This is a genomic window from Ectopseudomonas oleovorans, assembly GCF_029845265.1.
Taxonomy (GTDB): Bacteria; Pseudomonadota; Gammaproteobacteria; order Pseudomonadales; family Pseudomonadaceae; genus Aquipseudomonas; species Aquipseudomonas oleovorans.
The window spans coordinates 1-26,458 of the sequence record NZ_JAOCLK010000012.1; the positions used below are offsets into that span (position 1 = coordinate 1).

Annotated in this window: 21 protein-coding genes and 2 pseudogenes; 11 read left to right on the plus strand and 12 right to left on the minus strand. The window is 62.8% G+C overall.

Going from position 1 to position 26,458, the window contains the following annotated elements:
* From N5J71_RS22620 to N5J71_RS08380, 6 genes and pseudogenes are all read left to right on the plus strand, one after another.
* Positions 1 to 311 (plus strand): group II intron maturase-specific domain-containing protein (locus N5J71_RS22620; protein ID WP_279916658.1); only part of this gene is annotated, 311 nt, incomplete at its 5' end.
* A complete protein-coding gene (locus tag N5J71_RS22625; RefSeq protein WP_279916659.1) occupies positions 241 to 510 on the plus strand; it encodes a group II intron maturase-specific domain-containing protein in 270 nt (89 codons plus the stop codon). The genes N5J71_RS22620 and N5J71_RS22625, both read left to right, overlap by 71 nt.
* Positions 511 to 521: 11 nt before the next feature.
* A complete protein-coding gene (locus N5J71_RS22630; protein ID WP_279916660.1) occupies positions 522 to 761 on the plus strand; it encodes an HNH endonuclease in 240 nt (79 codons plus the stop codon).
* A 168-nt stretch (positions 762 to 929) separates the two neighbouring features.
* Positions 930 to 1,514: a UPF0149 family protein gene (locus tag N5J71_RS08370; protein WP_003461609.1), complete on the plus strand. Its 585-nt coding sequence runs from the start codon at positions 930 to 932 to the stop codon at positions 1,512 to 1,514.
* 45 nt (positions 1,515 to 1,559) lie between these two features.
* The gene (locus tag N5J71_RS08375; RefSeq protein WP_003461611.1) at positions 1,560 to 1,958 is read left to right on the plus strand and encodes a YbaN family protein; all 399 of its coding nucleotides are present in this window, start codon (positions 1,560 to 1,562) and stop codon (positions 1,956 to 1,958) included.
* A 211-nt stretch (positions 1,959 to 2,169) separates the two neighbouring features.
* Positions 2,170 to 2,715, plus strand: a pseudogene (locus N5J71_RS08380) (MBL fold metallo-hydrolase); the annotation flags it as partial.
* A gap of 6 nt (positions 2,716 to 2,721) precedes the next feature.
* Here the strand turns inward: N5J71_RS08380 and N5J71_RS08385 are convergent.
* The 9 genes from N5J71_RS08385 to N5J71_RS08425 all read right to left on the minus strand — a co-directional run bounded on the left by N5J71_RS08385 (position 2,722) and on the right by N5J71_RS08425 (position 10,591).
* Positions 2,722 to 2,850 (minus strand): PA1414 family protein, encoded by a 129-nt coding sequence (locus N5J71_RS08385; RefSeq protein ID WP_269076705.1) that lies wholly within the window; start codon positions 2,848 to 2,850, stop codon positions 2,722 to 2,724.
* 87 nt (positions 2,851 to 2,937) lie between these two features.
* A complete protein-coding gene (aceK, locus tag N5J71_RS08390; RefSeq protein WP_003461614.1) occupies positions 2,938 to 4,656 on the minus strand; it encodes a bifunctional isocitrate dehydrogenase kinase/phosphatase in 1,719 nt (572 codons plus the stop codon).
* A 122-nt stretch (positions 4,657 to 4,778) separates the two neighbouring features.
* A complete protein-coding gene (locus N5J71_RS08395; RefSeq protein ID WP_003461616.1) occupies positions 4,779 to 6,044 on the minus strand; it encodes an MSMEG_0569 family flavin-dependent oxidoreductase in 1,266 nt (421 codons plus the stop codon).
* Between the two features lie 39 nt (positions 6,045 to 6,083).
* Positions 6,084 to 6,401: an MSMEG_0570 family nitrogen starvation response protein gene (locus tag N5J71_RS08400; protein WP_003461619.1), complete on the minus strand. Its 318-nt coding sequence runs from the start codon at positions 6,399 to 6,401 to the stop codon at positions 6,084 to 6,086.
* Position 6,402: 1 nt separating this feature from the next.
* Positions 6,403 to 7,425, minus strand: a complete 1,023-nt coding sequence (locus N5J71_RS08405) for a sll0787 family AIR synthase-like protein (RefSeq protein WP_003461621.1) — start codon at positions 7,423 to 7,425, stop codon at positions 6,403 to 6,405.
* Entirely contained in the window at positions 7,418 to 7,978 is a 561-nt protein-coding gene (locus tag N5J71_RS08410; RefSeq protein ID WP_003461623.1) for an MSMEG_0567/Sll0786 family nitrogen starvation N-acetyltransferase, read from the minus strand. Before N5J71_RS08410 ends, N5J71_RS08405 begins: the two co-directional genes overlap by 8 nt.
* A gap of 11 nt (positions 7,979 to 7,989) precedes the next feature.
* On the minus strand, positions 7,990 to 9,090 hold the full coding sequence (locus tag N5J71_RS08415; protein WP_279916662.1) for an MSMEG_0568 family radical SAM protein: 1,101 nt from the start codon (positions 9,088 to 9,090) through the stop codon (positions 7,990 to 7,992).
* Positions 9,077 to 10,057, minus strand: coding sequence for a Nit6803 family nitrilase (locus N5J71_RS08420; RefSeq protein ID WP_003461627.1), 981 nt, complete (start codon positions 10,055 to 10,057; stop codon positions 9,077 to 9,079). Before N5J71_RS08420 ends, N5J71_RS08415 begins: the two co-directional genes overlap by 14 nt.
* A gap of 51 nt (positions 10,058 to 10,108) precedes the next feature.
* A complete protein-coding gene (locus N5J71_RS08425; RefSeq protein WP_003461629.1) occupies positions 10,109 to 10,591 on the minus strand; it encodes an MSMEG_0572/Sll0783 family nitrogen starvation response protein in 483 nt (160 codons plus the stop codon).
* 221 nt (positions 10,592 to 10,812) lie between these two features.
* On the opposite strand from N5J71_RS08425, the gene N5J71_RS08430 reads away from it, so the two are divergent.
* Together N5J71_RS08430 and N5J71_RS08435 are read left to right on the plus strand one after the other, a co-directional pair.
* Entirely contained in the window at positions 10,813 to 12,735 is a 1,923-nt protein-coding gene (locus N5J71_RS08430) for a sigma 54-interacting transcriptional regulator (protein WP_003461631.1), read from the plus strand.
* Between the two features lie 217 nt (positions 12,736 to 12,952).
* A complete protein-coding gene (locus N5J71_RS08435; RefSeq protein WP_279916663.1) occupies positions 12,953 to 13,843 on the plus strand; it encodes a DMT family transporter in 891 nt (296 codons plus the stop codon).
* 308 nt (positions 13,844 to 14,151) lie between these two features.
* Here N5J71_RS08435 and cysK read toward each other — a convergent pair whose 3' ends face one another.
* A complete protein-coding gene (cysK, locus tag N5J71_RS08440; protein ID WP_128578281.1) occupies positions 14,152 to 15,123 on the minus strand; it encodes a cysteine synthase A in 972 nt (323 codons plus the stop codon).
* Between the two features lie 127 nt (positions 15,124 to 15,250).
* On the opposite strand from cysK, the gene N5J71_RS08445 reads away from it, so the two are divergent.
* The 3 genes from N5J71_RS08445 to N5J71_RS08455 all read left to right on the plus strand — a co-directional run bounded on the left by N5J71_RS08445 (position 15,251) and on the right by N5J71_RS08455 (position 18,638).
* Positions 15,251 to 16,333: a DUF748 domain-containing protein gene (locus N5J71_RS08445; protein ID WP_279916665.1), complete on the plus strand. Its 1,083-nt coding sequence runs from the start codon at positions 15,251 to 15,253 to the stop codon at positions 16,331 to 16,333.
* Positions 16,334 to 16,478: 145 nt separating this feature from the next.
* Positions 16,479 to 17,324: an AAA family ATPase gene (locus N5J71_RS08450; RefSeq protein ID WP_064494556.1), complete on the plus strand. Its 846-nt coding sequence runs from the start codon at positions 16,479 to 16,481 to the stop codon at positions 17,322 to 17,324.
* 135 nt (positions 17,325 to 17,459) lie between these two features.
* Positions 17,460 to 18,638, plus strand: coding sequence for a vWA domain-containing protein (locus N5J71_RS08455; protein WP_279871316.1), 1,179 nt, complete (start codon positions 17,460 to 17,462; stop codon positions 18,636 to 18,638).
* A 28-nt stretch (positions 18,639 to 18,666) separates the two neighbouring features.
* On the opposite strand, the pseudogene N5J71_RS08460 reads toward N5J71_RS08455, so the two are convergent.
* Together N5J71_RS08460 and N5J71_RS08465 are read right to left on the minus strand one after the other, a co-directional pair.
* Positions 18,667 to 19,713, minus strand: a pseudogene (locus N5J71_RS08460) (DUF2167 domain-containing protein).
* A gap of 201 nt (positions 19,714 to 19,914) precedes the next feature.
* The gene (locus N5J71_RS08465) at positions 19,915 to 26,094 is read right to left on the minus strand and encodes a peroxidase family protein (RefSeq protein WP_279916666.1); all 6,180 of its coding nucleotides are present in this window, start codon (positions 26,092 to 26,094) and stop codon (positions 19,915 to 19,917) included.
* Positions 26,095 to 26,458: the final 364 nt, after the last annotated feature.

The window sequence follows — 26,458 nt, forward strand, 5'->3', positions numbered from 1 at the left end:
GCTCACGCGTCTGCCGACGCAGCGGGCAAGTGAGATTGCGGAGCTGCTGCCGCATAGGTGGCGACTGGTTTAGTTGCGCAAGACGGGATGCCCAGACGCATACCTCGAAGAAGAACGCCTCGGCGTTGTATCGGAAGATGCGCGAGATCATCAAAAGTAGTGGGGCACTGACGCAGGAAGCGTTGATCGGCCAACTGAACCCGGTATTGAAGGGGGTGGGCACAATACCACTCCCCGGTCGTGGCAAAACAAACCTTCAGCAGGCTGGATCATCTGATCTTTTGGCGAATCTGGATGTGGGCGAAACGTAGGCATCCAAGGAAGTCGGCTGATTGGATCAGGAATAAATACTTCCGATCCATAGGCGGGCAGAGCTGGGTGTTCGCGTCCCCCTACAAGAATGGTAAGGAAGAAAAGCAGTACCGCCGGCTATACCTGTTGGCGGGAACCGCAATCGTGCGTCACAAGCGTCTACCCGGGGCTTACAACCCCTATGATGTGAGGCGCTGAGAGTTCAACGGATGCAGCACAAGCTGCGTTATCGGGGACAAATACTCAGCATCTTCCGCAGACAAAAAGGGCTTTGTGCCCTTTGCGGGCAAGCGGTGAGTAAGGAAACGGGCTGGCACGATCACCACGTCATACGGCGTGTGGACGGCGGCTCGGATACTTTACGTAATCGCACCCTGCTTCATCCCAACTGCCATGCGCTGGCACATAGTCGGCAAAAAGATACACCTCTACGGTTTAGTGGTTTATAGCTGTAGAATCCGACGCAACACTTCGTACGTTGCCGGCCAAGCTACTTGGTTTTTCGTAAGCTTGAGCCGTATGCGGTGAAAGCCGCACGTACGGTTCTTAGGGGGGGATGGGCCAGCAATGGCCTATCCCTACCCGACTTATCCCCTAAGCCTCAAGGTAACCCCACGATGTCCTTCGCTGAGCAACTGTCCCGCCTGCAAGCCTTTCTCGATGCCGATGAGCTGCACGAAGAGGCGTTGGACTACGTGGCCGCCCACGGTTACCTGACCGCCCTGGCCATCTGCCCGGATCAGGTACCGGAGCGTGAGTGGATCGACGCGCTGTTCGCCGAACCGCCGCACTATCGCAGCGATGCCGAACGCGAAGAGATCGAGAGCACGCTGATTCATCTGAAAGCCCATATCGCGCGTCAACTGGCCGGTGAGGAAGAGCCGGAGCTGCCGTGCGATCTGGATCTCGGTGACGAACCGGATGACTCCGACCTGCGCGGCTGGTGCATCGGCTTCATGGAAGGCGTGTTCCTGCGTGAAGCCGTGTGGTTCGAGGATGCCGAAGACGAAGTCAGCGAGTTGCTGCTGCCGATCATGGTCGGCTCCGGTCTGTTCGACGAACAGACCGAGTTCGCCGAGATCGCTCGCGACCGCGACCTGGTGGACAGCATGATCGACCAGATTCCCGAGCTACTGACCGCTCTCTTCCTGCTGTGCCAGGCTCCGGAAGAAAAACCCGCACTGCTCAAGCCTCGCCACTGACCCCATGAGCCGGGGCTCGCCCCCGGCTGCCGCCAAGACCCGCCCATGCCGCGTGACATCCAGCCAAGCCGCCATCGCAGTGTCCGTTACATGCTGCTAGCGATTGGCTGGTTAAGCGTGGCACTCGGGGTCATCGGCATCTTCCTGCCCGTACTGCCGACCACGCCATTCCTGCTCCTGGCGGCGGCCTGTTTCGTGCGCAGCTCACGGCGCTTCTACCTCTGGCTGGTCACCCACCCGCGCCTGGGGCCATGGATTCGCGACTACCTCGAAGGCCAGGGCATCCCGCTCAAGGGCAAGGTCTATGCCCTGGTGCTGATGTGGGTCAGCATAAGCTTCTCCTGCTATCTGGTGCCCATGCCCTGGGCGCGCGCGTTCATGCTCAGCAGTGCGGTGCTGGTCAGCCTGTATATCCTCAAGCAGAAGACCCTGCCCAATCCCTGAGCGCTAAACGCATTCCGGATTGCATTCGGCTACGGCTACCAGCCACCTCTTCAACAAGCTTTTGACGCTGCCTTCTTACTCTGACGATGCGGCCGGCAAAAAGCCGATACTTCACCTAGACTCTGCCAATCGAGCCAGGAGACCACGACCCCATGCGACGGCTGCGCGTTCAGGGATGGCGGTGGCGGCTGCTGATCCTGTGGATCGGCGGCTGACCGACAGGCCGCTACTGGCGGTGGCCAGCCACTGCCACTTCGACCATATCGCCGGGCATCACGAATTCGATGAGCGCCTGGTACATCCGGCCGAGGCCGATATCCTCGCCGCACCGAACGGCGCCAATACTCTGGCCACCGACTTCGTCGGCGACGACATGTTCGAGGCGCACCCGGATTGCCCGCTGTGCTACGCCGAATACCGCGTACGGGCAGCGCCAGCCACACGCCTGGTCGAAGATGGTGACGTGCTGGATCTGGGTAATCGGGTATTGCAGGTGCTGCACACGCCCTGGCATTCACCCGGCGGCATCAGTCTATGGGAAGCGCAGACGCACACACTGTTTTGCGGCGACATTCTCTACGATGGCCCGCTGATCGAAGATGCCTACCACTCGAACCTGGAAGATTACGCGCGCAGCCTTGCGCGCCTGCGCGAGCTGCCCGTACGCACCGTGCATGGCGGACATTTCGCGAGTTTCTCGGGGCAGCGGATGCGCGAGCTGATAGACGCCTGGTTCGACGCCCATCGGCTCAACTGACGAGTTTCAGCGACGCTGACGCTCACGGCGCAGGCGTTGCTGCTCGGCTTCACTGATGCGAATCGGCTGAGGTTGCAGGGCGAGGCCAAGAGCCTGCAGCAGGGCTTGCAGTTGTTCTTGCAGCTTGGCGAGCATGGGTACGACCTCCTGCCAAGTAAAGGGAAGAGCCAGCGGCTCACCTGTAAGATTAGGCCGGGCAAGGCGGATTTCAACCAGCCTCCGTCAAATCACCGGACTCTTGCGTCGATACGGGAATACGTCGATCACCTTGCCCGCCCGAATCGCCTCCTGCAATTGTTTCCAGTAATCGGCGTCATAGAGATTGCCATGCAACTGGCTGAACAGCCGGCGCTGCTTGATATCGGCGAACAGGAACGGCGGAAACTCCTCGGGGAACACGTCCATCGGCCCCACCGAATACCAGGGCTCGGAACTCATCTCGTCCTCGGGGAAACGCGGCGGCGGGATGCGCCGGAAGTTCACTTCGGTGAGAAAGCAGATCTCGTCGTAGTCGTAGAACACCACGCGGCCATGGCGGGTGACACCGAAGTTCTTCAGCAGCATGTCACCAGGGAAGATATTGGCCGCCGCCAGTTGCTTGATGGCCAGGCCGTAGTCATCCAGCGCCTCGCGCACCTGCGCCTCGTTGGCACTTTCCAGATAGAGGTTGAGCGGCGTCATGCGCCGCTCGGTCCAGCAGTGTCGTACCAGCACGGTGTCACCCTCCACCACCACGGTCGACGGTGCCACCTCCAGCAACTCGGCGAGGCACTCGGGCTCGAACTTGGCCTTGGGGAAACGGAAATCGGCGAACTCCTGGGTATCGGCCATGCGCCCTACGCGGTCGACACTTTTCACCAGGCGGTACTTCTCGATCACCGTCTTGCGGTCCACCGTCTTGGCGTGAGCGAAGCGGTCCTTGATGATCTTGAACACGGTATTGAAGCCCGGCAGGGTGAACACGCTCATGACCATGCCACGCACGCCGGGCGCCATGATGAAGCGATCATCGGTGCTGGCCAGATGGCCGATCAGGGCGCGGTAGAACTCGGACTTGCCGTGCTTGTAGAAACCGATCGAGGTGTACAGCTCGGCGACGTGCTTGCCCGGCAGGATGCGCTTGAGAAAGCCGACGAACTCGGCCGGAATGGCCACGTCCACCATGAAATAGCTGCGGGTGAAGGAGAAGATGATCGACACCTCCGCCTCGTCGGTGATCGCCGCATCGGCCTGGATGCCCTGCCCTTCGCGGTGCAGCAGCGGGATCGCCAGCGGCCACTGTTCCTCGCGGTTATAGATGCGTCCGATCAGATAGGCGCCCTTGTTGCGGTACAGCACCGAGGAAAACAGCTCGATGCACAGCTCCGGGTCCTTGCACACCCAGTCCGGCAGGCTGGCGCGCAGTTGCTCTTCCAGGCGCAGCAGATCACGCGGCAGATCCTCGTAGGGGGCGTCGAAACGGTAATCGTCGAAGATCGCCTGCAGCGCCAGGTGCAGCTCGCCAGCCGGCCGATAGCTGCGCGTCTGGGCGGCACCGGGCTGGTTGCGTAGCGATGGCCGGGTGGTATGGATGAACATGCAGCCATCGCTGATCTGGTCATGACTGAACAGGCTGCAGAAGATCGAGTTGAACCAGGTTTCCGCCAGCTCATCGTCGAAACGCAGATCGATCAGGGCGATATAGGCGCTCTTGACCAGCGGCCACTGGCCGACTTCCAGCAGCGAAGCATCGAACCCTTGCAGCAGATGCTCACGGGTTTCTGCGACCTTCTCCTCATACAGGTTGATGCGCGCCGCCGAAGCCTGCTGCGCCTCCTGCCATTGCGCCTGCTCGAAGCGCACGCGCGCGCCATCGGTGATCTGGCGAAAATGCTCGCGGTAATCATCGAACCCCTCGAGGATCAGGCGAGCGATCTCGCCAGCCGGCCATTGCTGTCTCATACACCTGCCTCATGAGTGCACAGAATGAGCCGAGCTTAGCCGACAAAGCAGGCCAGGTGCCGTTCGGGAATGCTCGAAAGTGGGCCGAACCGCACCTGTAGCCAAGGGCCGAGTGCATACGCCTACCCAGCGATCGCCTTGTGCTGCTGGGCAATACGCTTGACCAGATACTCGGCATCGCGAGCAATCCCTGAAAAACGCCCCGACCCCCAGGTGTGCAGCCATGGCAAACCGAGGAAATACAGTCCGGAAACCGAGGTGACACCACGGCTATGCACCGGATGACCGCGGCCATTGAATACCCCGGCATCGATCCAGGAAAAATCCGGGCTGAAACCGATGCACCAGATGATGCTGGTGATGCCAGCCTGCCGCAGATTCAACTCGGTTGGCACCTGATGCGGGCGCCACACCGGCTGGTAGATCTCACCGGGCGGCGCATCGATGCCCTTCTCGGCAATGTAGGCATCAATGCTGGCGTTGATTCGGTTATACACCGCATCGGCAGCATCCAGCCTGGCTTGCAGATCCTCAGTGAAGGTCAGCGTCTCGCCGTCGAGACGCTGCAGCAGGCCGAACAACTGCATGCCTTCGAGGGCAAACTTGCGCAGGTCGATATCACGCCCGCCGTCGCGACCGGTCACATAGTGGTTGGTGTTGTCGCGCACGCCTTCGCGTAGCGGATGCTGGTCGACCCCAATGTCGTAGTAGCCCATATCCGCCAGCCAGTCGACCACGTCGCGGCCACGGTGAAAGCGCGCACAACGCGGGGCATCACCAACAGCCAGATACACCTTGCGCCCAGCCAGGTGCAAATCCTCGGCGATCTGCGCGCCGGATTGCCCCGAGCCAACCACCAGCACGTTGCCCTCGGGCAGCGCCTGTGGGCTGCGATACTGCTCGGAATGCAACTGAAGGATGTTGGCCGGCAAGCGCTCGGCCAGGCGCGGAATGATCGGCACGTGATAACCGCCAGAGGCGACGATGACTTGATCGGCGGTAAATTCGCCAGCGCTGGTCTGCACCGCATAACCACCTTGCGGGCGTGGCGTCACACGCTGCACCGCAACCCCCTCGCGAACCGGCGCATTGACGCTGCGAATGAAACCGTCGAGGTAATCGATAATTTCCTCACGCTTCATGAAACCGTGCGGGTCGTCCCCGGCATAGGGGTAGCCCGGCAGCGCACACTGCCAATTCGGCGTGACCAGGCAGAAGGCATCCCAGCGCTGGGTACGCCAGCTATGGGTGAGGCTGTGCTTTTCCAGCAGCAGATGATCGATACCCTGCTGCTGCAGGTAGTAACTGGCCGACAGACCGGCCTGCCCCCCACCGACAATGATGACCTGATGATGGGGAACCTGTACGGATTTGAGATGACTGGGCATTGCACGCTCCTCGGGTAACTGGTGCGATGGAAATGACAGCTAGAAAGAGCTCCAGCCGCTGTTGACCTGACCGGCATGGGCCGTTTGCATATCGAGAATCTGCACCTGGCCACCTTCGAAGCCACGCGCGTGGTATCGCAGGGCGCTCAGGGTGTCCATGGCCGAACTGCAGTAGAAGCCTTTGACATCCTTGACCCGCTCGGAAGCCGCATTGAGGGCGTTCTCGGCACGCAGGATGAAATCCTCGAGTGCGTAGCTGGAGCCCGCGCAGAGGTGCTCGTAGATGATGGTGGACGGTGAATAACCGGACATTTCCTGGCCATCGGGCCAGCGCAGTTTGAAGTTGACGGCAGGCATCTCAGCATTCCTCACTCATAGGGGTGGATTGGGTGAAACCGGTGAATGGGCGTTGCCCAAGATTCCAGAACTCCATGACCTCGCCGCCCACCCCGACCTGCAGACTGGCGCTGTCGTCGATCTGACCAATGCGCGCACAGGTCAGCCCCTCCAGGGCGAAGGTGGTGTGCACGTCGGCCCAGGCGCTTTCCTCCAGGGTCAGCAAAAAGCCGTAGCTGGGAAACGCCTGCAGCCAGCGCAGCAGGTCGCCGTCGTCCGGGCACGGCAATCCATCGAGTTCAAGCCTCGCGCCACAGCCGGTCGGCTCCAGCAGCATCAGCAGAGTGCCCAATAGCCCGGCGTTGCTGATGTCCTTGGCGGCGGCAAGCAAGCCGCCCTCGGCCAGACGCGGTAGCACATCGAGCTGGCTGCGCAGGCGCTCGCCGGAACGTTTCTCGAAGGCTTTCCAATAGGGCACGCCGGGGTGCCAGCGGCCATCCAGATCCACGGCCATCGCCAGTACCTGACCAGGTGCGACATGCAGGGTGGAGAGCAGCCGGTGAGCGATGCCGGTGATGGCCACCGCCAAGCCAGCACGGGCATCGGCGCCCTGGTGGGTATGCCCGCCGGCCAGTAGCAGGCCATAGGCCTGGCAGGCCTCGCGAATGCCCTGAAGCAACTGCTCGGCCTTGTCCTCGTCATGGTGCCAGTAGGCATTGACCACTGCCGTGGGACGCCCGCCCATGGCGGCGATATCGCTGACGTTGGCCATCACCGCCGACCAGCCGGCGAACCAGGGGCTGGATTCGACGAAGGCCGGCAACATGCCTTCGATGGCCAACAACTGGTAATGCTCGCCGCAACGTATGGCCGCCGTGTCATCGCCGGGCAGTGCATAACGGGCATCACCCTGCGGCAGCGAGCCGGACAACCCCTGGGCCGGTCGCTGAATGGCCTGCTTGGCGCGCATCGCCGGGGTGTCGTGCAGTGCCGCGAGCAGTTCGCTCAGGCCAGTGGCTGGGGTCTTGCGCAATGCCTCAGCCATGACGCCGCTCCTTGAGGGGCAGCAACGACACCTCGCGTGGCATGAAGGGATAGCGCGCCAGGTTCGCCTGCATCAGCACGTGCTCGCGCTCGAGCAATTGCAACGACCGCAAACTCTGCCAGTGCAGGCCGTGGAACCAGGCTTCGTTATGCGCCTGCACGGTGGCCAGAAAGGTGTGACAGCCCAGCTCGATAGCTCGTGACACCGCCTCGTTGACCAGCGCCTTGCCGATCATGCCGTGGCGGCGATAGTCGCGCTCCACGCACAGACGGCCGCCATACCACAGCCCCGGCGCCTGCTCGTAGATGCGTACCGCACCGACCACCCGGTCGGCCACGCCACAGTTGTAGGCGACGGCAACGATCGGCAGGGCCTGGAAGTCGTGCGTATCACGATCCTGGGCGAACAGCCCCTGCTCGTCGGCGAAGACCGCACGGCGCAAGCGGTAGTAGTCTTCCCGCTCCCAGCGCTCGGTGGCAGGCTTGACCAGCAGATCGCCGGTGAGGAAGTCGCGAAAGGTGTCGTCATTCAAGGCGAAGGCATGCTCGGCCATGGTCGTTTCCCTCACTCGTGGCGTTTCAAGGCCGAACAGGCGCCACACTTGGCGCAGCCAGCCTTGATCTGTTCGGAATGCAGCCCGTGCCGCTGCAGGCTGGCACCAATGCGCGGATACAGGCGCTGCATGAAGGCGCTGTCGGGCTTGGGGTGCTGAGCCAGTGGCGTGCCGTCGATGGGAACGAAAGGCACTACGAAGGGGTAGACGCCCATTGCCGCCAGGCGCTCGGCCATGGCCACGATGGCCTCTTCGCTATCGCCCAGCCCGGCCAGGATGTAGGTGCTGACCTGGCCACGCCCGAAGACCTCGACGGCCGCCGCGAAAGCCGAGAAATAACGCGCCAGCGGCACCTGCGCCTTGCCCGGCATGATCCGCTGGCGCACCTCGTCGGTGACCGCCTCCAAGTGCATGCCCAGCGAGACCACGCCGCAGTCTTGCAAGCGGCGAAACCAGGCGTCCTCGTCCGGCGGCTCGCACTGCGCCTGGATCGGCAGAGCCACTGCCGCGGTAACGGCAGCGGCCGATTCGCAAAGGATGGCAGCACCACGGTCAGAGGTTTGCGGCGTGCCAGTGGTCATCACCATGTGCTTGACGCCATCGAGCTCCACCGCCGCTTTGGCCACCTCAGCGAGGTGGGCCGGGCGCTTGCGTGCGATGGTCTTGCCACTTTCCAGGGACTGGCCGATGGCGCAGAACTGGCAGGCACTGGCAGCATCGTTCATGCGGATGCAGTGCTGCAGCAACGTAGTGGCCAGCACGTCATCGCTGTGCAGGGTGGCGATCTTCCAGTAAGGGATGTCGTCGGCGGTGCTGCGTGCGTAGAAGCTCGGCACGCCTGGCACCTGCACCTGGCCCACCTGCTGGCCGTCGCGGTAGATCAGCGCCAGCTCGCCCGCACCCTGCGGACGCACTTCGTAGGGCGATAGCAACGAGGCCTGATTGAGCATCGGCACCATCGCTGTATGCCCGCCCAACGACAGCGCCTTGTGATCGGAAGGCCCGGCGCCGCCCTTGCGCGACAGGCCGTGGCCGTCGTCCTGCCAGCGCGCGCCATGGCACTGCAGCTCGCTGAGCAGGTCCAGCGCGGCGATGCGTTCAGAGGCTGACATGCTCGACCTCCTCGGCTTCATGCCGCCCCGGCAGCGCCGTGACGCGCTCATGCAGGTGGGCGGTAGGCGTGCGGTCGATCAGCAGGCTGAGCAGTTCCGGCCGGCTGTAGTGGCCGACCGAATCCATCATGCGCTTGCGCTTGTCGATCAGCGTCAGGTCGAGATCGGCGATCACCTCACCCTCGCCACTGCGCAGCGGCTCCCCCAGCAGCTTGCCTTCGGGGCTGACGATGGCGGTGAAGCAACCGCCGGAAATCGGCCCCAGCCCACAGCCGGTATCGACCATGATGCGCTGCTGCTGTTCCGGCTCCAGCCAGGCGGTGGCGTTGACCACGAAGCAGCCGGACTCCAGCGCATGGTGGCGGATGCTGACCTCGATCTGCTCGGCGAAGATCTCCCCCACCAGCGAACCGGGAAACATCGCCGCATGAATCTGCTCGCCATCGGCCATCAGGGCATAGCGCGCCAGCGGGTTATAGTGCTCCCAGCAGGCCAGCGAGCCGATACGCCCGACCTGGCTGGCCACAGCACGCAGGCCAGAGCCATCGCCCTGCCCCCAGACCATACGCTCATGGTAGGTCGGAGTGATCTTGCGCCGATGCTGAATGAGGCTGCCATCGGCATCGAACAACAGTTGAGCGTTGTAGATCGTGCCACCGTCACGCTCGTTGATGCCCAGCGACACCACCATCCGAGCTTCGCGACAGGCCTCGGCAATCGCGGCGGTCGCCGCCGACGGCACCTGCACCGACTCCTCGAGCAGGCGCAGATGCTCCTTGCCCATCATGAACGGAGGCTGCACGAAGGAGAAATAGGGGTAGTAGGGCACCACGGTTTCCGGGAAGACGGCAAACTGCACGCCCTCGCGGCCGAGGCGCAGGATGGTCTGGACGATCTTCTCGACGGTACCCTCGCGACTGTAGAGCACGGGCGAGAGCTGCACGGCAGCGGCACGGACGATGGCCATGGCGAATTCCTTGTACGAACGTGGCCCCTCCCGCAGGAGGGGCGGGAAGGATCAGGCAGTCCAGGTGTCGATGATCAGCGCGCCTTCGCGACGCATCAGCAAACGCAGATCCATCACGTCCAGCGGGTTGATGGCGCGGATGCCTTCGATCAGCGCTTTCTCGGTCTGCCCGTACAGGGCCTGCAGGGCGAAACGGCAGGCATAGACCTCACCGCCTTCCTCGATGAACGCCTTGATCTGGTTGTTGACCGCCAGGTGGCCGGGGAAGGCTTCATTGCCCAGGGTGGGGAAGCCACGCTGCACGCCAAGCTGCACGCCCGGCCCGTAGAGCAGCACCTTGGTCTCGAAGCCTTTGCGCAGCAGGCGTTTGGCCTGCAGCATGTTGACCAGGCCAATGGAACCCTCGAAAGCGATGGTGTGGAAGGTGATGAGGGCTTTCTCGCCTGGCTCGGCCTTGACGTCCTCGAAAACCTTCTCTTCGTAGTTGACCAGGAAGTCGCCGTCCTTGTAATGGGCGATATCGACGCTCGGCATGGGTGCTCTCCTCTTCTGCTTTTCTTCACGGTGGAAGTCACCGTGCTTGCAAGAGCTAGAGCGAAGGCTGTGCCAGGTTTTCAGCTATTTATTTTTATTATTTCAAATCAAACAGTTAGTTATCTGATCCGGTTTTCCAGGCACGATCTGCACCTAGGCATCGACTACGAAGTCTCGTATAAAAACGAAAGTTCGTAGCAGCAATTACGAGGTTTCGTAGCATGAGCACAAGCGAGCCGGACTATCTCGCAGGCTGGGCCGACATGACCTACGCCTCCAGGCACATGGTGTTCGAGCATTGCAGCGAGGCCATCGTGCAGTTCGATCCGGTGGCCAACCGCTTCGTCGACATGAACATTGCCGCCAGCAAGCTGTTCGGTTATGCCCGGCACGAGTTGCTGAACATGACGGTCACCCGCCTGCTCGGCCACCAGCTACCCGAATTGATCGTGTTCACCCAGGCGGTACTGGAAGCCGGCAAGGGCTGGAGTGACGAGCTCAGCTGCACGCGTAAGGATGGCGAACGCGTGATGCTGGAAATCTCCGCCACCACGCTGCGCCTCAAGGGCGTGCTCTACCTGATCCTGGTGCTGCGCGAACGCAGCGAGCAGCGCTATCTGCTCGACCAGGCACAAACCGAGCGCACCATGCGCGGCGGTCTGCTGGAATGGCGCAACATCCTCAACCTGTTCCAGGAAACCGAACGCGACAACCACCTGCTGCTCAGCGCCGTCGGCGATGGCATCTACAGCATCGACAGCGAGGGCCTGGCCACCTACGTCAACCCGGCGGCGGCGCGCATGCTCGGCTGGGAGACGGACGAGATGATCGGCAAGAACATCCACCGCATTCACCACCACAGCCACGCCGATGGCAGCCACTATCCGGTGGAGGACTGCCCGATCTACAAGGCCGTGCATGACGGCCTGGTGCATGAAGGTCGCCAGGAGGTGTTCTGGCGCCGTGACGGCAGCATGTTCCCGGTGGAATTCACCAGCACGCCGGTGATCTCCGATGGCCGCATCGTCGGCTCGGTGGTGGTGTTTCGCGATATCACCGAACGTATGAGCACTCAGCAGCGCCTGCATGATGCCCTTGAGGAACTCAGGGAGCTCAAGCAGCGCCTGGAACAACAGAACGAATACCTGCAGGAAGAAATCCGTATCGAGCACAGCTACCGCGAGATCGTCGGGCAGAGCGACTCCATCCTGAAGATCGTGCGTCAGATCGATGTGGTCGGCCCCACCGACGCCAGCGTGCTGATCCACGGCGAATCCGGAACTGGCAAGGAGCTGATAGCCCGCGCTATCCACCAATCCAGCCGGCGTGCCGCGCACCCGCTGATCCGGGTCAACTGCGCGGCCATCCCCGCCGACCTGTTCGAGAGCGAATTCTTCGGCCACGTACGCGGGGCTTTCACCGGTGCGCTGCGCGACAGAATTGGGCGTTTCGAGCTCGCCGACGGCGGCACGCTGTTTCTCGACGAGGTCGGCGAAATCCCCCTGGAGCTGCAGAGCAAGCTGCTGCGCGTACTCCAGGAAGGGCAGTTCGAGCGCGTCGGCGAGGAACGCACGCGACGCGTCGATGTACGCATCATCGCAGCCACCAACCGCGACCTGCGTAGCGAGGTGGAGTCCAAGCGCTTTCGTGAGGATCTCTACTTCCGCCTCAATGTCTTCCCGCTACAGTCACCAGCACTGCGCGCACGTCGCGAAGACATCCCCATGCTGGCCAGCCACTTCATCAAACAAATCGGCAAACGTCTGAATCTACCCGACCGCCGACTGAGCAACGGCGACATTGCACGCCTGCAAAGCTACAACTGGCCAGGCAACATCCGTGAACTGCAGAACGTCATCGAGCGCGCGCTGATTACCTCCAACGGCCCCCTGCTACGCATCGATCTGCCGTCACCGGACAGCATGACAGAGGACGAGCCCCACCAAGAGAGCAGGCCTCACGACACCAAAGGCGTCATGACCGAACAACAGATCCGTCAACTGGAAATCGATAACCTGCACGCGGCGCTTGCGACTGCCAATGGCCGATTGTTCGGCCCGGGAGGCGCAGCGGAGCTACTAGGCATCAAACCCACCACCCTAGCCTCCAGACTGAAGAAACTCGGCATAACTCAAGGTAAGTAAAGGTGAGCGGACCTACCCGGTGGGTGAACAGCTCGGAGCACTCTGCCTCAAGTTCATCACGAGTGCCACGGCGGTCTCGGCGGCTCTGTTGCACATTGGATTAACATTGCTTGCGGCAGCATTCCCCCATACGGCATGAAGGCAAGAGCACAATGCGGATTGCCAGCGCCTCACCCAGCAGCAACACTCTCGGCCCCACCCTGCCGGATACTTCGCCTTGCGTACCGCCGACCTGCTCCGCCTGCTGCTGCTCGCCGCCATCTGGGGCGCCAGCTTCCTGTTCATGCGCGTTGCCGCACCGGTGCTGGGCAGCATGCCGACCGCGTTCTTTCGCGCCAGCTTCGGCGCGCTGGGGCTGCTCGCACTGCTTTTGCTGCTGCGCACGGACTGGGACTTTCGCGGCAAACTGCGCATCTGCCTGGTTTTGGGCGTGATCAATGCAGGCCTGCCGTCGGCCATGTATTGCCTGGCAGCACTGATTTTGCCGGCTGGTTATTCGGCGATTTTCAACGCCAGCACCCCGCTGATGGGTGTATTGATCGGCGCACTGTTTTTCCATGAGGGCATCACCCGCAGCAAGGCGGCGGGCGTATTCCTCGGCCTGCTTGGCGTGGCGGTGCTGACCCGCACCGGCCCGGTGGCCTTCGACCTGCAACTGCTGCTCGGTGCCGGCGCCTGCCTGGTGGCCACCACCTGCTACGGCTTCGCTGGTTTCCTTACTCGACGCTGGATCGGCCAACAGGGCGGTCTGGACAATCGCCTGACCGCCTTTGCCAGCCTGGTGGGGGCCAGCCTGTTCCTGCTGCCGCTGTTCGTCGGCAGCCTCGCGCTGCAACCACCGCCAAGCTGGGGTGGCATCGAGGTGTGGCTGTCGCTGGCCGCCCTCGGCCTGGTCTGCACAGCCTTCGCCTATGTGCTGTATTTCCGTTTGCTGGCCGATATCGGGCCGATCAGGGCCAGCACCACCACCTTCCTGATCCCGCCGTTCGGCGTGTTGTGGGGCGCGCTGCTGCTGGGTGAGCCGCTGAGCTGGGACTACCTGCCCGGCTGCCTGCTGATCGCGTTGGCGCTTTGGCTGGTGGTGCGCCCAAGCGTGACCAAAAGGTAGCCCGGATGAAATCCGGGAGACAGGCGGTGAATGCTCCCGGATTGCATCCGGCTACGGACTGGTAGTCAGGCCAGGCGTGGCGAAAGCCTATACTGTAGGAGTGGCGCCCCGCCGCGAATCTGGGCGCGCGAAATTGAAAAGCTTCGCCCCGGGGCGGGGCTCCTACGAAAGTAGCCATTTAGAAAGTAGCCCAATGAAATCCGGGGCGCAGGCGGCGTGACTCCCCGGATTGCATCCGAGCTACGGACTGGCGGTCAGGCCAAGCGTAGGTGGATCGCGCTTCATTGATCCACCCGCCTGCAGCTGCTTTACTGCTGCAGCTCCTGCTCGGTGAACATATCGCTGAACAGCATGCTCGACAGATAGCGCTCGCCGGAGTCCGGCAGGATCACCACCATGGTCTTGCCCAGCATCTCCGGCTTCTCCGCCAGACGCACCGCCACCGCCATTGCCGCGCCGCAGGAGATACCGCAGAGAATGCCCTCTTCGCGCATCAGGCGCAGGGCCATGGCCTTGGCTTCGTCGTCAGTGACCTGCTCGACCTGATCGACCATCGCCAGGTCGAGGTTCTTCGGTACGAAACCGGCGCCGATGCCCTGAATCTTGTGCGGTGCCGGCTTGACCTCGTCACCGGCCAGGGTCTGACTGATCACCGGCGAACTCACCGGCTCCACCGCCACCGACAGAATCGGCTTGCCCTGGGTCTGCTTGATGTAACGCGAAATGCCGGTGATGGTGCCGCCGGTGCCGACGCCGGAGACCAGCACGTCGATGGCGCCTTCGGTGTCACGCCAGATTTCCGGGCCGGTGGTCTTTTCGTGAATGGCCGGGTTGGCCGGGTTCTCGAACTGCTGCGGCAGGTAATAGTGAGGATTGGCTGCCACCAGCTCGTTGGCCTTCTCGATCGCGCCCTTCATACCCTTGGCCGGCTCGGTCAGCACCAGTTCGGCGCCAAGGGCCTTGAGCACCTTGCGCCGCTCCAGACTCATCGAGGCCGGCATGGTCAGCACCAGCTTGTACCCGCGCGCAGCGGCGACGAAGGCCAGGCCGATGCCAGTGTTGCCCGAGGTCGGCTCGACGATGGTCATGCCCGGTTTGAGCACACCGCGCTCCTCGGCGTCCCAGATCATGCTGGCGCCGATGCGGCACTTGACCGAATAGGCCGGGTTGCGGCCCTCGATCTTGGCGAGGATGGTCACGCCTTTCGGCCCCAGGCGATTGATCATCACCAGCGGCGTGTTACCGATGGACTGGGAGTTGTCAGCGAAAATGCAGCTCATGATTCCTTCCTAAACAGATGAACGATGAATAAGAGCACCAGCCTATGCCCAGGTGCAGCGTCAGTCCAGCCGAACAGAATGCCGCGCGTGCAGTCCATCGAAGATAGATCACTCGATGGACTGTCCGATGAAACGACGCTACAGCTGGCCCCTTAGGGCTCTGTTTGTTGCACTGTTACTGGTGCTGGCGGCGCAGCTAACGCTGCCCTGGTTGATCCGCGACTACCTCAACGACAAGCTCGCCGAGATGGGCGACTACCGCGGGCATATCGCTGATATCGACCTGGCCTGGTGGCGCGGCGCCTATCGCATCAACGACCTGCGCATCGTCAAGAGCAGCGGCGACGTACCAGTACCGCTGCTCGACGCGCCGCTTATCGATCTGGCGGTAAGCTGGCGGGCATTGTGGTCAGAACACGCCGTGGTCGCGGAAGTGTTCTTCGAGCGTCCACAACTGAATTTCGTCGATGGCGGCGAAAACGACCAGGCCACCCAGACCGGTGCCGGCACCGACTGGCGCGATCAGTTGAACAAGCTGCTGCCCATCACCCTCAACGAACTGCGGGTGATCGACGGCCGCATCAGCTTTCACAACTTCAGCACCGACCCCCAGGTGGAACTGAGCGCTGACCAAATCAACGCCAGCCTCTACAACCTCACCAACGTCGGTGACGAGCCGGGCGACCGCGTCGCGCACTTCGGAGGTCGCGCGCTGTTGCTGGAGCACGCGCCACTGGAGGCCGAGGCAACCTTCGATCCATTCGAGCAGTTCGAAGATTTCGAGCTACGCCTGCGCGCGAAGGACATCGACCTGACACGCTTCAACGACTTCGCCCACGCCTACGGCCGCTTCGACTTCAAGCGTGGCAACGGCGACCTGGTGATCGAAGCGCAAGCCGAGAACGCCCAGCTCAACGGCTACATCAAACCCCTGCTGCGCGATGTCGAGGTGTTCGACTGGGAGCAGGACGTCGAAGACGAAGATAAAGGTGTACTGCGCTCGCTTTGGGAGGCCATCGTCGGCGGCAGCGAGACGCTGTTGAAGAATCAGCGCCGTGACCAGTTCGCCACCCGTGTCGAACTCAGCGGCAGCGTGCACGACCAGCAGACCAGTGCATTCCAGGCCTTCATCGCCATCCTGCGCAACGCGTTCGTCGAAGCCTTCACACCCCGCTACGAACGCCCACCACCTCAACAGGACGGCAGCTGAGCTGTAGTCATAAGCAGCGGTGACCGCCCATTCAGTGACTGAATACTGCGTCTGCGTTCACAGCCACCTGAGCTGCGCGTTATAGTCGCGCTCTGAATTTCTGCTGCGGGCCGGCCCCGCGCGTTACCGTTGCGAGGATTTTCCGATGAAGTTCGAAGGCACCCAGTCCTACGTCGCCACCGACGACCTCAAGCTCGCGGTCAACGCCGCCATCACCCTGCAGCGCCCACTGCTGGTCAAGGGTGAGCCGGGTACCGGCAAGACCATGCTTGCCGAACAACTGGCCGAGGCCTTCGGCGCCAAGCTGATCACTTGGCACATCAAGTCCACCACCAAGGCGCACCAAGGCCTGTACGAATACGATGCGGTCAGCCGCCTGCGTGATTCGCAGCTCGACTCGGACAAGGTCCACGACGTTCGCAACTACATCAAGAAGGGCAAGCTGTGGGAGGCCTTCGAGGCCGACGAACGCGTGATCCTGCTGATCGACGAGATCGACAAGGCCGACATCGAGTTCCCCAACGACCTGTTGCAGGAACTCGACAAGATGGAGTTCTACGTTTACGAGACCAACGAGACGATCAAGGCCAAGCAGCGCCCGATCATCATCATCACCTCGAACAACGAGAAGGAACTGCCGGACGCCTTCCTGCGCCGCTGCTTCTTCCACTACATCGCCTTCCCGGATCGCGACACGCTGAAGAAAATCGTCGATGTGCACTACCCCAACATCAGCGGCGAGCTGGTGGCCGAGGCGCTGGACGTGTTTTTCGACGTGCGCAAGGTACCGGGCCTGAAGAAGAAGCCTTCGACCAGCGAGCTGGTGGACTGGCTCAAGCTGCTGATGGCCGACAACATCGGTGAAGCCGTGCTGCGCGAACGCGATCCGACCAAGGCCATCCCGCCGCTGGCAGGCGCCCTGGTGAAGAACGAGCAGGATGTACAACTGCTCGAGCGCCTGGCCTTCATGACCCGCCGCGCTTCTCGGTAACGGACACTGATCTGAAACTGTAGGAGCCAGCTTGCTGGCGATCCGACGCACTGCCGATGTCACTGATCGCCAGCAAGCTGGCTCCTACACAGAGCGCCCCAAACGGGGAATGATTCTGCAAGTGAGGGTGCAGCCATGCTGCTCAACCTGTTCAACGAAATGCGCGCGGCCAAGGTGCCGGTGTCGGTGCGCGAGCTGCTCGACCTGATCAACGCGCTCAAGCACAACGTCGTGTTCGCCGACATGGACGAGTTCTATTACCTGGCGCGGGCGATCCTGGTGAAGGACGAACGTCACTTCGACAAGTTCGACCGTGCCTTCGGCGCCTACTTCAAGGGTCTGGAAAACCTCAACCAGCACATCGAGGCGATGATCCCCGAGGAATGGCTGCGCAAGGAATTCGAGCGCCTGCTCACCGACGAGGAAAAGGCGCAGATCCAGAGCCTCGGCGGCCTGGACAAGCTGATCGAAGAGTTCAAGAAGCGCCTCGAGGAACAGAAGGAAAAGCACGCCGGCGGCAACAAGTGGATCGGCACCGGCGGCACCAGCCCGTTCGGCTCCGGCGGCTACAACCCCGAAGGCATTCGCGTCGGCGATGCCGGCAAGCGCCAGGGCAAGGCCGCCAAGGTGTGGGACCAGCGCGAGTACAAGAACCTCGACGACCAGGTCGAGCTGGGCACGCGCAACATCAAGGTGGCGCTGCGCCGCCTGCGCAAGTTCGCCCGCCAGGGCGCCGCCGAAGAGCTGGATCTGGACGGCACCATCGACCACACCGCCAAGGACGGTGGCCTGCTCAATATCCAGATGCGCCCGGAGCGACGCAACACGGTCAAGCTTCTGTTGCTGCTGGACATCGGCGGCTCGATGGACGCCCACGTCAAGGTCTGCGAGGAGCTGTTCAGCGCCTGCAAGACCGAGTTCAAGCACCTGGAATACTTCTACTTCCACAACTTCATCTACGAGAGCGTGTGGAAGAACAACATGCGCCGCACCAGCGAGCGCACCTCGACGATGGACCTGCTGCACAAGTACGGCGCCGACTACAAGGTGGTGTTCGTCGGCGACGCGGCCATGGCGCCCTACGAAATCACCCAGGCCGGCGGCAGCGTCGAGCACTGGAACGAGGAAGCCGGCTACGTCTGGATGAAGCGCTTCACCGAGAAATTCAAGAAGATCATCTGGATCAACCCCTACCCCAAGGACACCTGGAGCTACACCGCCTCCACGGGCCTGGTGCGCGAGCTGATCGAAGATCGCATGTACCCGCTGACCCTGCAGGGTCTGGAAGACGGCATGAAGTACCTGTCCAAGTAAGGCATCGAGCCACAACGGGAAACTAAACTCAGCGTTTGTCCGCATCGTCCGGTTTGTTCAGTACCATCACCGTTTGCGCTGGCTCTTGCGGTTTGGCCTCGGCAAACGGTGCGACCGGAGCGCTCACTGCGTTGACCGGCGCTTGCTTCTTGCGCATGCCAATGCGCTTGAACAGCCAGCCGCCCAGCACCACCGGGATGAACCAGAACTTCTTCAGCAATACCAGCAGCAGCGCCAGCAAACCAGTCTTGGCCGCCACCTTGCCGGCGACCAGCGCGCCCAGGCCGTATGCGGCTACGGTATCCAGATCTGGATCGAACTCGGCATAGCGCTAGCCCGGGTTGAACTCGGTTACAGCCAGCACGGTCGGTACGCTGGCCTCGATTTCTGCCAGTTGATCCATATTGGCGACGAAATTCAGCACCAGCACGCCCTTACGGCCCAAGACGCGAATGTTGTAGTTCAGGGTATTGGCCTCGCTGTCGCCAAACTTCAGCTCCTTGGCCCAATACAGCTTCTTGCCTTCGGTATCTTAGTGCGGCTCGGCGGCCCAGCCGACCAGTTGCACGGCCTCGCAGCCGTTCTCTTCACGCCAGGTGTTGGCCTCGCGCACGTCGGCCTGCATGTCCTTGAGCATGTCGCCGTAGTCGATATCGCCGGCGTCCTCATCGGACACGTAGCCGCTGTCTTCGTATTCGACGGTCACACCCCAGGATTCATCGGCCAGCGGCGACACGCCAGCCGGCAGGATCATGCCCAGCGGCGGAACGTCATCTGGCGGATTGCCCCAGCCATCGACCAACAGACGCTGAGCGTTCTCACCGTCGAGAAACACCAGGGTATCGGGCAGGTTGAGGGTGGCCAGATCGTTGCCCAGGACGACGCGGCCACTCTTGAACTCCAGGCTGGCGACGAATTCTTCAGGACTGATGGATTGCGCCGCATCCTCGGTCTCGATGACCTCGGCGTCGACCGCAGCGTTTTCTGGCTCGGTCTCGGGATTGGCGTATGCAACACAGGTGAACGGCAGGACAGCAGCCAGCGCGGCTGCCAGGATCGAATCCTTGATCGACATGGGAACGGGTAAGTGAATGTAACTGCGTATTTCGTTACCACGCTCGCGGAACTCGACATGCGTCATGCCGCAACTTTTTGCGATATTCCACCCCCTGCAAAGAAGACCACGGAGCACCGCCCCCGCAGGCGATGCTCCGCAGCCAACCTGGCGCCGACCTTGGCTACCGTGCGTGATCCGAACGCCAGGGATCACGCCACCTCATACCAACTGGAAGTCGGCGATGGTCACGCTGGTGTGGTCGGTCACACCGACCAGGCGGATATTGCCGCCATCTGCACCGCCCACCGTCACCAACACATCGTTGCCAGCATCGGCGATTGATACCCGACTGGCGAAAGTCGCCGCCGTCAGATTGAACGCCGCGATGTTGAGCAGGTCCTGCCCTCCAGCCGGGTTGGCGTCGAAACCGATGATGGTGTCGCTACCGAAGTTGGGGCCGAACACGAGGATGTCGTTGCCCTGATCGGCATACAGAGTGTCGTTGCCGGCACCGCCGATCATGATGTCGTTACCCGCACCACCATCGAGGATGTCGTCACCGTCGCCGCCGTCGAGGATGTCGTTGCCACCCTCACCGAACAGGGTATCGCCCCCCTCGCCTCCCAACAGACTGTCGGCACCGGCTCCGCCGTAGAGCGTGTCGTTGCCGCCCATGCCGCTGAGCACATCGTCGCCGCCCTGGCCGCGCAGGATGTCGGCGGCCGCGCCGCCAGTCATCTGGTTGGCCAGGCCGTTGCCGGTGGCATCGGCAGCGCCTGTGCCGAGATGCACATAGTTCTCCACATTGGCCCGCAGGGTATAGCTGGAGGCAGTGGAGTAGACGGTATCGATACCGCCACCAGCGGTCTCGACCGTCACGTCGCCGGCATCGTCGACATAGTAGCTGTCGTTGCCCAGCCCGCCGACCAAGCGGTCGGCGCCGGCGCCGCCATCGAGCACATCGTTGCCATCTCCTCCCGTTATGGTATTGGCCAGGGCGTTGCCGTAGCCGGTGAAGTTGCCGCTGCCGATAAAGGTCAGGTGCTCGACGTTCTCGCCCAGGCCATAACTGAGCAGCGTGGTGCGCACGGTATCGGTGCCGGCGCCGGCGGCCTCGATCACCTGATCGCCGAGGTTGTCGACGATATAGATGTCGTTGCCCAGGCCGCCGAGCATGACATCGGCGCCGAGGCCGCCATCCAGGGTGTCGTTGCCGGCGCCGCCATCGAGGATGTCGTTACCGGCCAGACCGTTGAGCACGTCGTTGCCGCCCAGGCCGAGGATATGGTCGTCCAGCGCGGTGCCGTTGAGCGTATTGGCCGCGTTGGTGCCCATGATCACCGCACTGGCTACCACCGCCGTGGCCGCCGAGGTCAGCGACTCGAAGGTGCCGCGGTTGTCGGTGTAGCTGACCTGCACCCGCACCTGTTGGCCGGCCTGAGCCGCCGTCAGGGTGAAGGACTGTGCGGTGGCGCCGGCGATATTGCTGAAGCTACTGCCACTACCGACCTGCCACTGGTAGGCGAAGGTCACCCCGACCAAGCCGTCGGCATCGGCGATCATCGCCGTGGAGGCGATCAGCACCTGACCGACACTGGGCGAAGCATTGTTGAGTTGCGGCAAGCCGGTCGGCGCATCGTTGACGTTGAGCACCGGCGCGGTGACCGCGGACACCAGGCTCTCCGGGTTGCCCATGTCATCGTTGAAGCTGACCACCACGCGCAGCGCCAGCCCGACCTCGGCATCGCCGGGGGTGAAACTCTGCCCCGTACCGACCTGCACCCACTCGCCGGCCACCAGCGCCTGCCAGGCGTAGCTGAGCACAGCGAATTCGGTGCCATTGGGATCGCTGACGGTGGCGGCAGCCAGCAGCATGTCGTCCTCGGCCGGCGCCATGTTGCTGATGGCCACGCTGCCCTCGGCCGGGCGGTCGATCAACCAGACCACCTGGTCGGCGAACTGCACGCGGTCGATATTGCGCAGGGTATCGGTGCCGTCGGAGACGATCTTGCGGGTGGTGCTGAGGCCGTCCGGATCGAGCGGGTCGAAGGTGGTCACGGTACCGCCGCCACCGGCGAAGCGGGTATGGCTGACGGTCCAGGTACCATCGAAGTTCTCAATGATGTCGTACTCGTCGGCCAGACCGAAGTACACCGCGGTGTCGATGTCGTTTTCGTCCTTGCTGTAGAGAATCTCACGCACGATATGTAACTGGCCGGGATTGAGCAGGCGGCTGAACATGGCCTGATCCAGGGTCAGGCTCTCCGCAGTGCCGGCCAGCACCCCGCTCTTGCCGGTGATCACCTTGGTCATACCATCGGCCGTGCCGATCTCGTTGCCGGCGTCGTCGCGAATGCTGATGCGCACGTTGAGCCAGGCCGCACCGTCGATGTAGTCGTCACCACCGCGGCCCTCGATCACGTCGCTGCCGCCGCCGCCGAGCAGGATATTGCCGGCATTGAAGGCGATGGCGGCCTCGAGGTCGCCCTCTTCTGGCGGCAGTTCCACCAGATAGTCGAGCATCTCGCGCAGACCATTGATACGGTCGACCCCGGCCTGGCTGAGGGCGTTGTTGGCGTTGAGCTGTTCCTCCGCGCCGGCATCCGGGTCGTTGCCGCGGTCGTCGCCGCGCAGCACATCGTCCCGATCCCAGCCCGACAGCGCCTCGACGTCGCTGAAGCGGTCGCGCAGCACCTTCAGCGGCTCGGTGTCGAACACCAACTGGTTAAGATCCGAGTAGGCGGACACCGTGCTGTCCTTGTGGATCACCCAGTCGAAGCCCCACATGCCGATATTCTTTTGGATACCCGCGCCGGCGAACATGATGTCGTCGCCGGAGTCGGCGTCGTAGTCGGTGTCGCCCTGGCCGCCGTTGAGCACATCGTGGCCGAGGATCGGGCTCTCGAAGAAGATGTCACCGTTGTCGCCGGCGATGTAGTCGAAACGACCGCCGCCCTCCACCCAGTCGTCGCCGGAACCGCCGAACAGCGCGTCGATGCCGTCGCCACCGTGGATGAAATCGTTGCCGGTGCCGCCCAGGATCTCCTTGCCGTCGGTGCCGCCGATAACGAAGTCATGGCCGTCGCCGGCGAAGATCAGGTCGAGGCCGTTGCCGCCATGGATCACGTCGTTGCCGGCGCCGGCCTTGATGATGTCGTCGCCGCCGATGTCGGTGATGATGTCGTCGCCGTCACCGCCCTGGATGATGTCATTGCCGTAGCCACCCTCCAGACGGTCGTTGCCGCCATCGCCCCACAGGGTGTCGTCGCCGATGCCGCCGATCAGGGTGTCGTTGTCTTCGGTGCCACCCAGCACCACATGGGCTTCGCCGTTGTAGCGCAAATAACCTTCGCCACGTTCCACCATGGGCGTCAGCGCCTGCATGATGGGATTGCCCCAGACCGGATCGGCGCCGATCTGCAGCGCCTGGTTCAGCTCGAGGATATGGTCTACCGAGGCGAACAGATCCCCCGGCAGGTGCGAGGAGCCCGGTTGACCAAGGTCGGTATTGGCCATCACCAGCGAGGCGAAGGAGTTGGCCTCCAGCGCCCCCAACAGGTCGAGCCCCTGGGTACGCGACAGGTAGTAGAAGCGGTCGCCGTCCTGCAGTTTTTCCATCTGTATTTCAAAGACGAAGTTGAAGGTCGAGCCGAGCATGCCGCCGAACAGCATCTTGCGCTCGGCCAGCCCGCCGATCCAGAAGTCCACCAGGTTCAAGCCGGACTCCCGGTCGGCCCAGGTGCCGCTGCTGTTGAGGAAGTCGGTGCGATCGCTCGGGCTGCCGCTACCGCCCATCACCAGCAAGGTGGCGGCGGCGCGCTTGGCCTCGGCGGTATCGGCCGCGAGGATACTCTCGTGTTGGCCGTAGGCGGCGATGAAGTTGATGATCGATGCCGGGTTCTTGATGTTCAGCGCGAAATCGACCCAGCTGACATAGGGCTTGAGGTTGCTGTCGCCGGTGGCGGCGAAGAACTGCTCGCGCGCACTGTTGAGCGACGGCACGCCGGTGTCGCGGCCGCGGGCGATATTGATCGCCGGCAGATCCAGGGGCAGCCCCACCAGGTTGTTGCGCAAGGCGCCGGTGACGAACTCGTCGATCTCGTTACCGGTTTGCCGGGTCATGCCGCGGATGATCGAGCCGGCCATGACATCGGCATCGGCGCTGCCGAACTCGACCGGATTGAGAAAGGCCTCGATCAGGCCGATGTCGCTGGACTGCATGTCGAAGCTCAACCGATCCACCGTTTCGTTGAGCATGGAGTGGCCGAAGCGGTACACCACGTGGGCGAACTCGGCGACGATGGCTGCATCGATCTCAATATCCGGCTGCACCATGAAGATATCGGTGAACGGCTGGATCTTGCGCACGAACTCCTCGAACACCAGGTGCTGGTACTGCATCTCGTTGACGAAGCGCGCGGCCTGAAACAAGCGCTCGCCATCCCAGATCAGCCCGTCGGCACTCTCCGGCACCTGGTCGACCTGCACCAGCAGCCACTCGTTGATAAAGGCCAGATCGCCGCTGGCGAGGATGGTCTGCTTGTTGGCCTCCACCAGGCGATTGTGCTCGGAGTGGAACACATGGTGCACCGCGGTCAGGCCGATGTTCTCGTTGCCGCGACCGTCGCCGGTGATGTAGTGGGCGTCGAGCAGTTCGTTGTCGTACTGCTGGTTGCGTCCGGTCATGGAATTGACCGGTACGGCATTGCCCACGTCGCTGTCGCTATCGGCCATCAGTTGCCCGCCGACAATCACCGGCACCGCGTTGTGGGCGATATCGTCGAGGAAGGCATGACCGGTGCGTACGGCCCCCTGGGTGCTGATGGGACTGTCCGGATCGCCCTCCACCTGAACCGGCGGATTGCCGGGCATGATCAACATGGCGAAACCGTTCTCGCCACGGATGAACTGACCGTATTGGTCGGTGGCCAGCAGCGGCACGTTGGTCACATCGGCATCGGTGAGGTCGATGCCGAGCATCTCGCGCGCCTGCGCCTTGATATCGGCCCAGGTGGCCAGGCCGCCGTTGGGCCCGTCGAGCAAATGCCCGGTGGCCACCGGCTTGCCGTCGACCATCACGTACTCGCGCAGGAAAACCTGGTGCGAGGCGTGCGAGGTGTAGGTCTGGTTCTGGTCGACGAAGGGGGTGGTCTGGTTGACATGCTCGCGCACGTCGTCGGACGTGCCGAGGATGCCATCCGGCCCCGGCTGGTTGGTGGCGCGGGTGAGAATCATGAAGTTGCTGTGCGAGCCCTCAACGTACAGCGGGTCGTCCGGCTGCAGCGGGATATACACGGTGCCGCTGCCGCCCTTGTTGACCAGATCCAGGCCATGGTCGAAGAACTGGCCGAACAGGCTCATCCAGGCGTTGAAAGGCGCGCTCAGGCCTTCGTCCGGCGAGACGTTGGGCACCTGCACGCTGCCGTTGTCCATGACGATACCCATATCGTCCAGCAGCCCATCCAGCGCGGCCTGGGCAGCAGCAACCTCGGCGCTGCTTTCAGCAACCTCGGCCAGCAGCAGTTCGTGGGCGGCCGTATCGCTGGCCAACTGTGTAGCCGCTGCCAGAGCAACGGTCTGAGCCTCCATAGCAAGCGCAGCCGATGCGGCAGCACTTTCGCCAGCTGTGCCAGCCTGCTCCTGAGCTGCAGCAGTCGCAGCCGCTGCCGCGTTGTATGTGGCCAAAGTGCCGACAACATCACCACCGTTGTTCAGGGCGAAAATCAACGCCGCCAAGGCAGCCCCTTCCGCGGCCTGCGCAGCAGTTACCAGCGCCAGCGACTCGCTGTGCGCCAGGGCGTCGGCATCGGCCTGCGCCTGCACCTGCGCCGCCTCTACTGCTGCAGCCTGGGCCGCAGCGGCAGAGGCGGCCAGCAGCGCGGCGCTGGCCTCGACCAGCGCGCTATTGCCCTGCGCCGCCGCCTCGGCGGTTTTCAGCGTGGCCAGGGCGTTGGCCACCAACTGTGCATCGCCGAAGACGTCGCTGGAGCCGGCGTACTCCAGCGCGGCCATCACCGCCGCCGGGTTGTTCAGGCTCTGGTCGACGATCAGGTTGCTGATCACCCGCGGCTGCGAATCCACCACATAGCCGCTGGTCTGTTCATAGCTGGTCTGGGTGCCCGAACCGGGGAAGCCGGGGGGCGCGCCGTTGCCGTCGATGCCGTTTTCCGCGTCGCGGAACTCCGGCTCCAGCAGGCGCGGCATGGTCTGGTCGGCCGAGCCGTAGTGCTGCTGGCCAGGCACCAGGTTGTTGTAGGTGCCGTCGACCGTGCGCAGACCATAGGGCAGCAGCGGGTTGCCGACCAGGTCGTAGAGCGAGGCGCCACCGGCGTGGGCTTCGGCGATCTTGATTTGCTGGAGGATGAATTCCAGATCGGATTGGGTTGTCTTGACAGCCATTTTGTTGTGCTCCCTTTGATGTGAGCGCGACTGACGGAGACGTCAGTGAAACCACATGCATACGGCAACATTGCAACGGCGTGGCGCAGCGCAGGAATATGTGTGTCTGGGCAGATGGGAAAGGGCTCGGACCGCACCTGGCGATCGTTTGCCCCCGCGGCGGCTAGGCCGTGGGATGGGACTAAGGCGGCCCGTGACCATGCCACAAGCCGGTACCACACAAGCTCGCCGCTACGGGACGACGTGGACTGCTGTCCATCATTTGCGCTCCATCACAGGTGGCCTGATCGACGGCCGTGGCGCCCTCTCTTGCACCGCATGCCATCGCCAGCACCACGCTTGAGAATGCTCAAGACCCACTCCA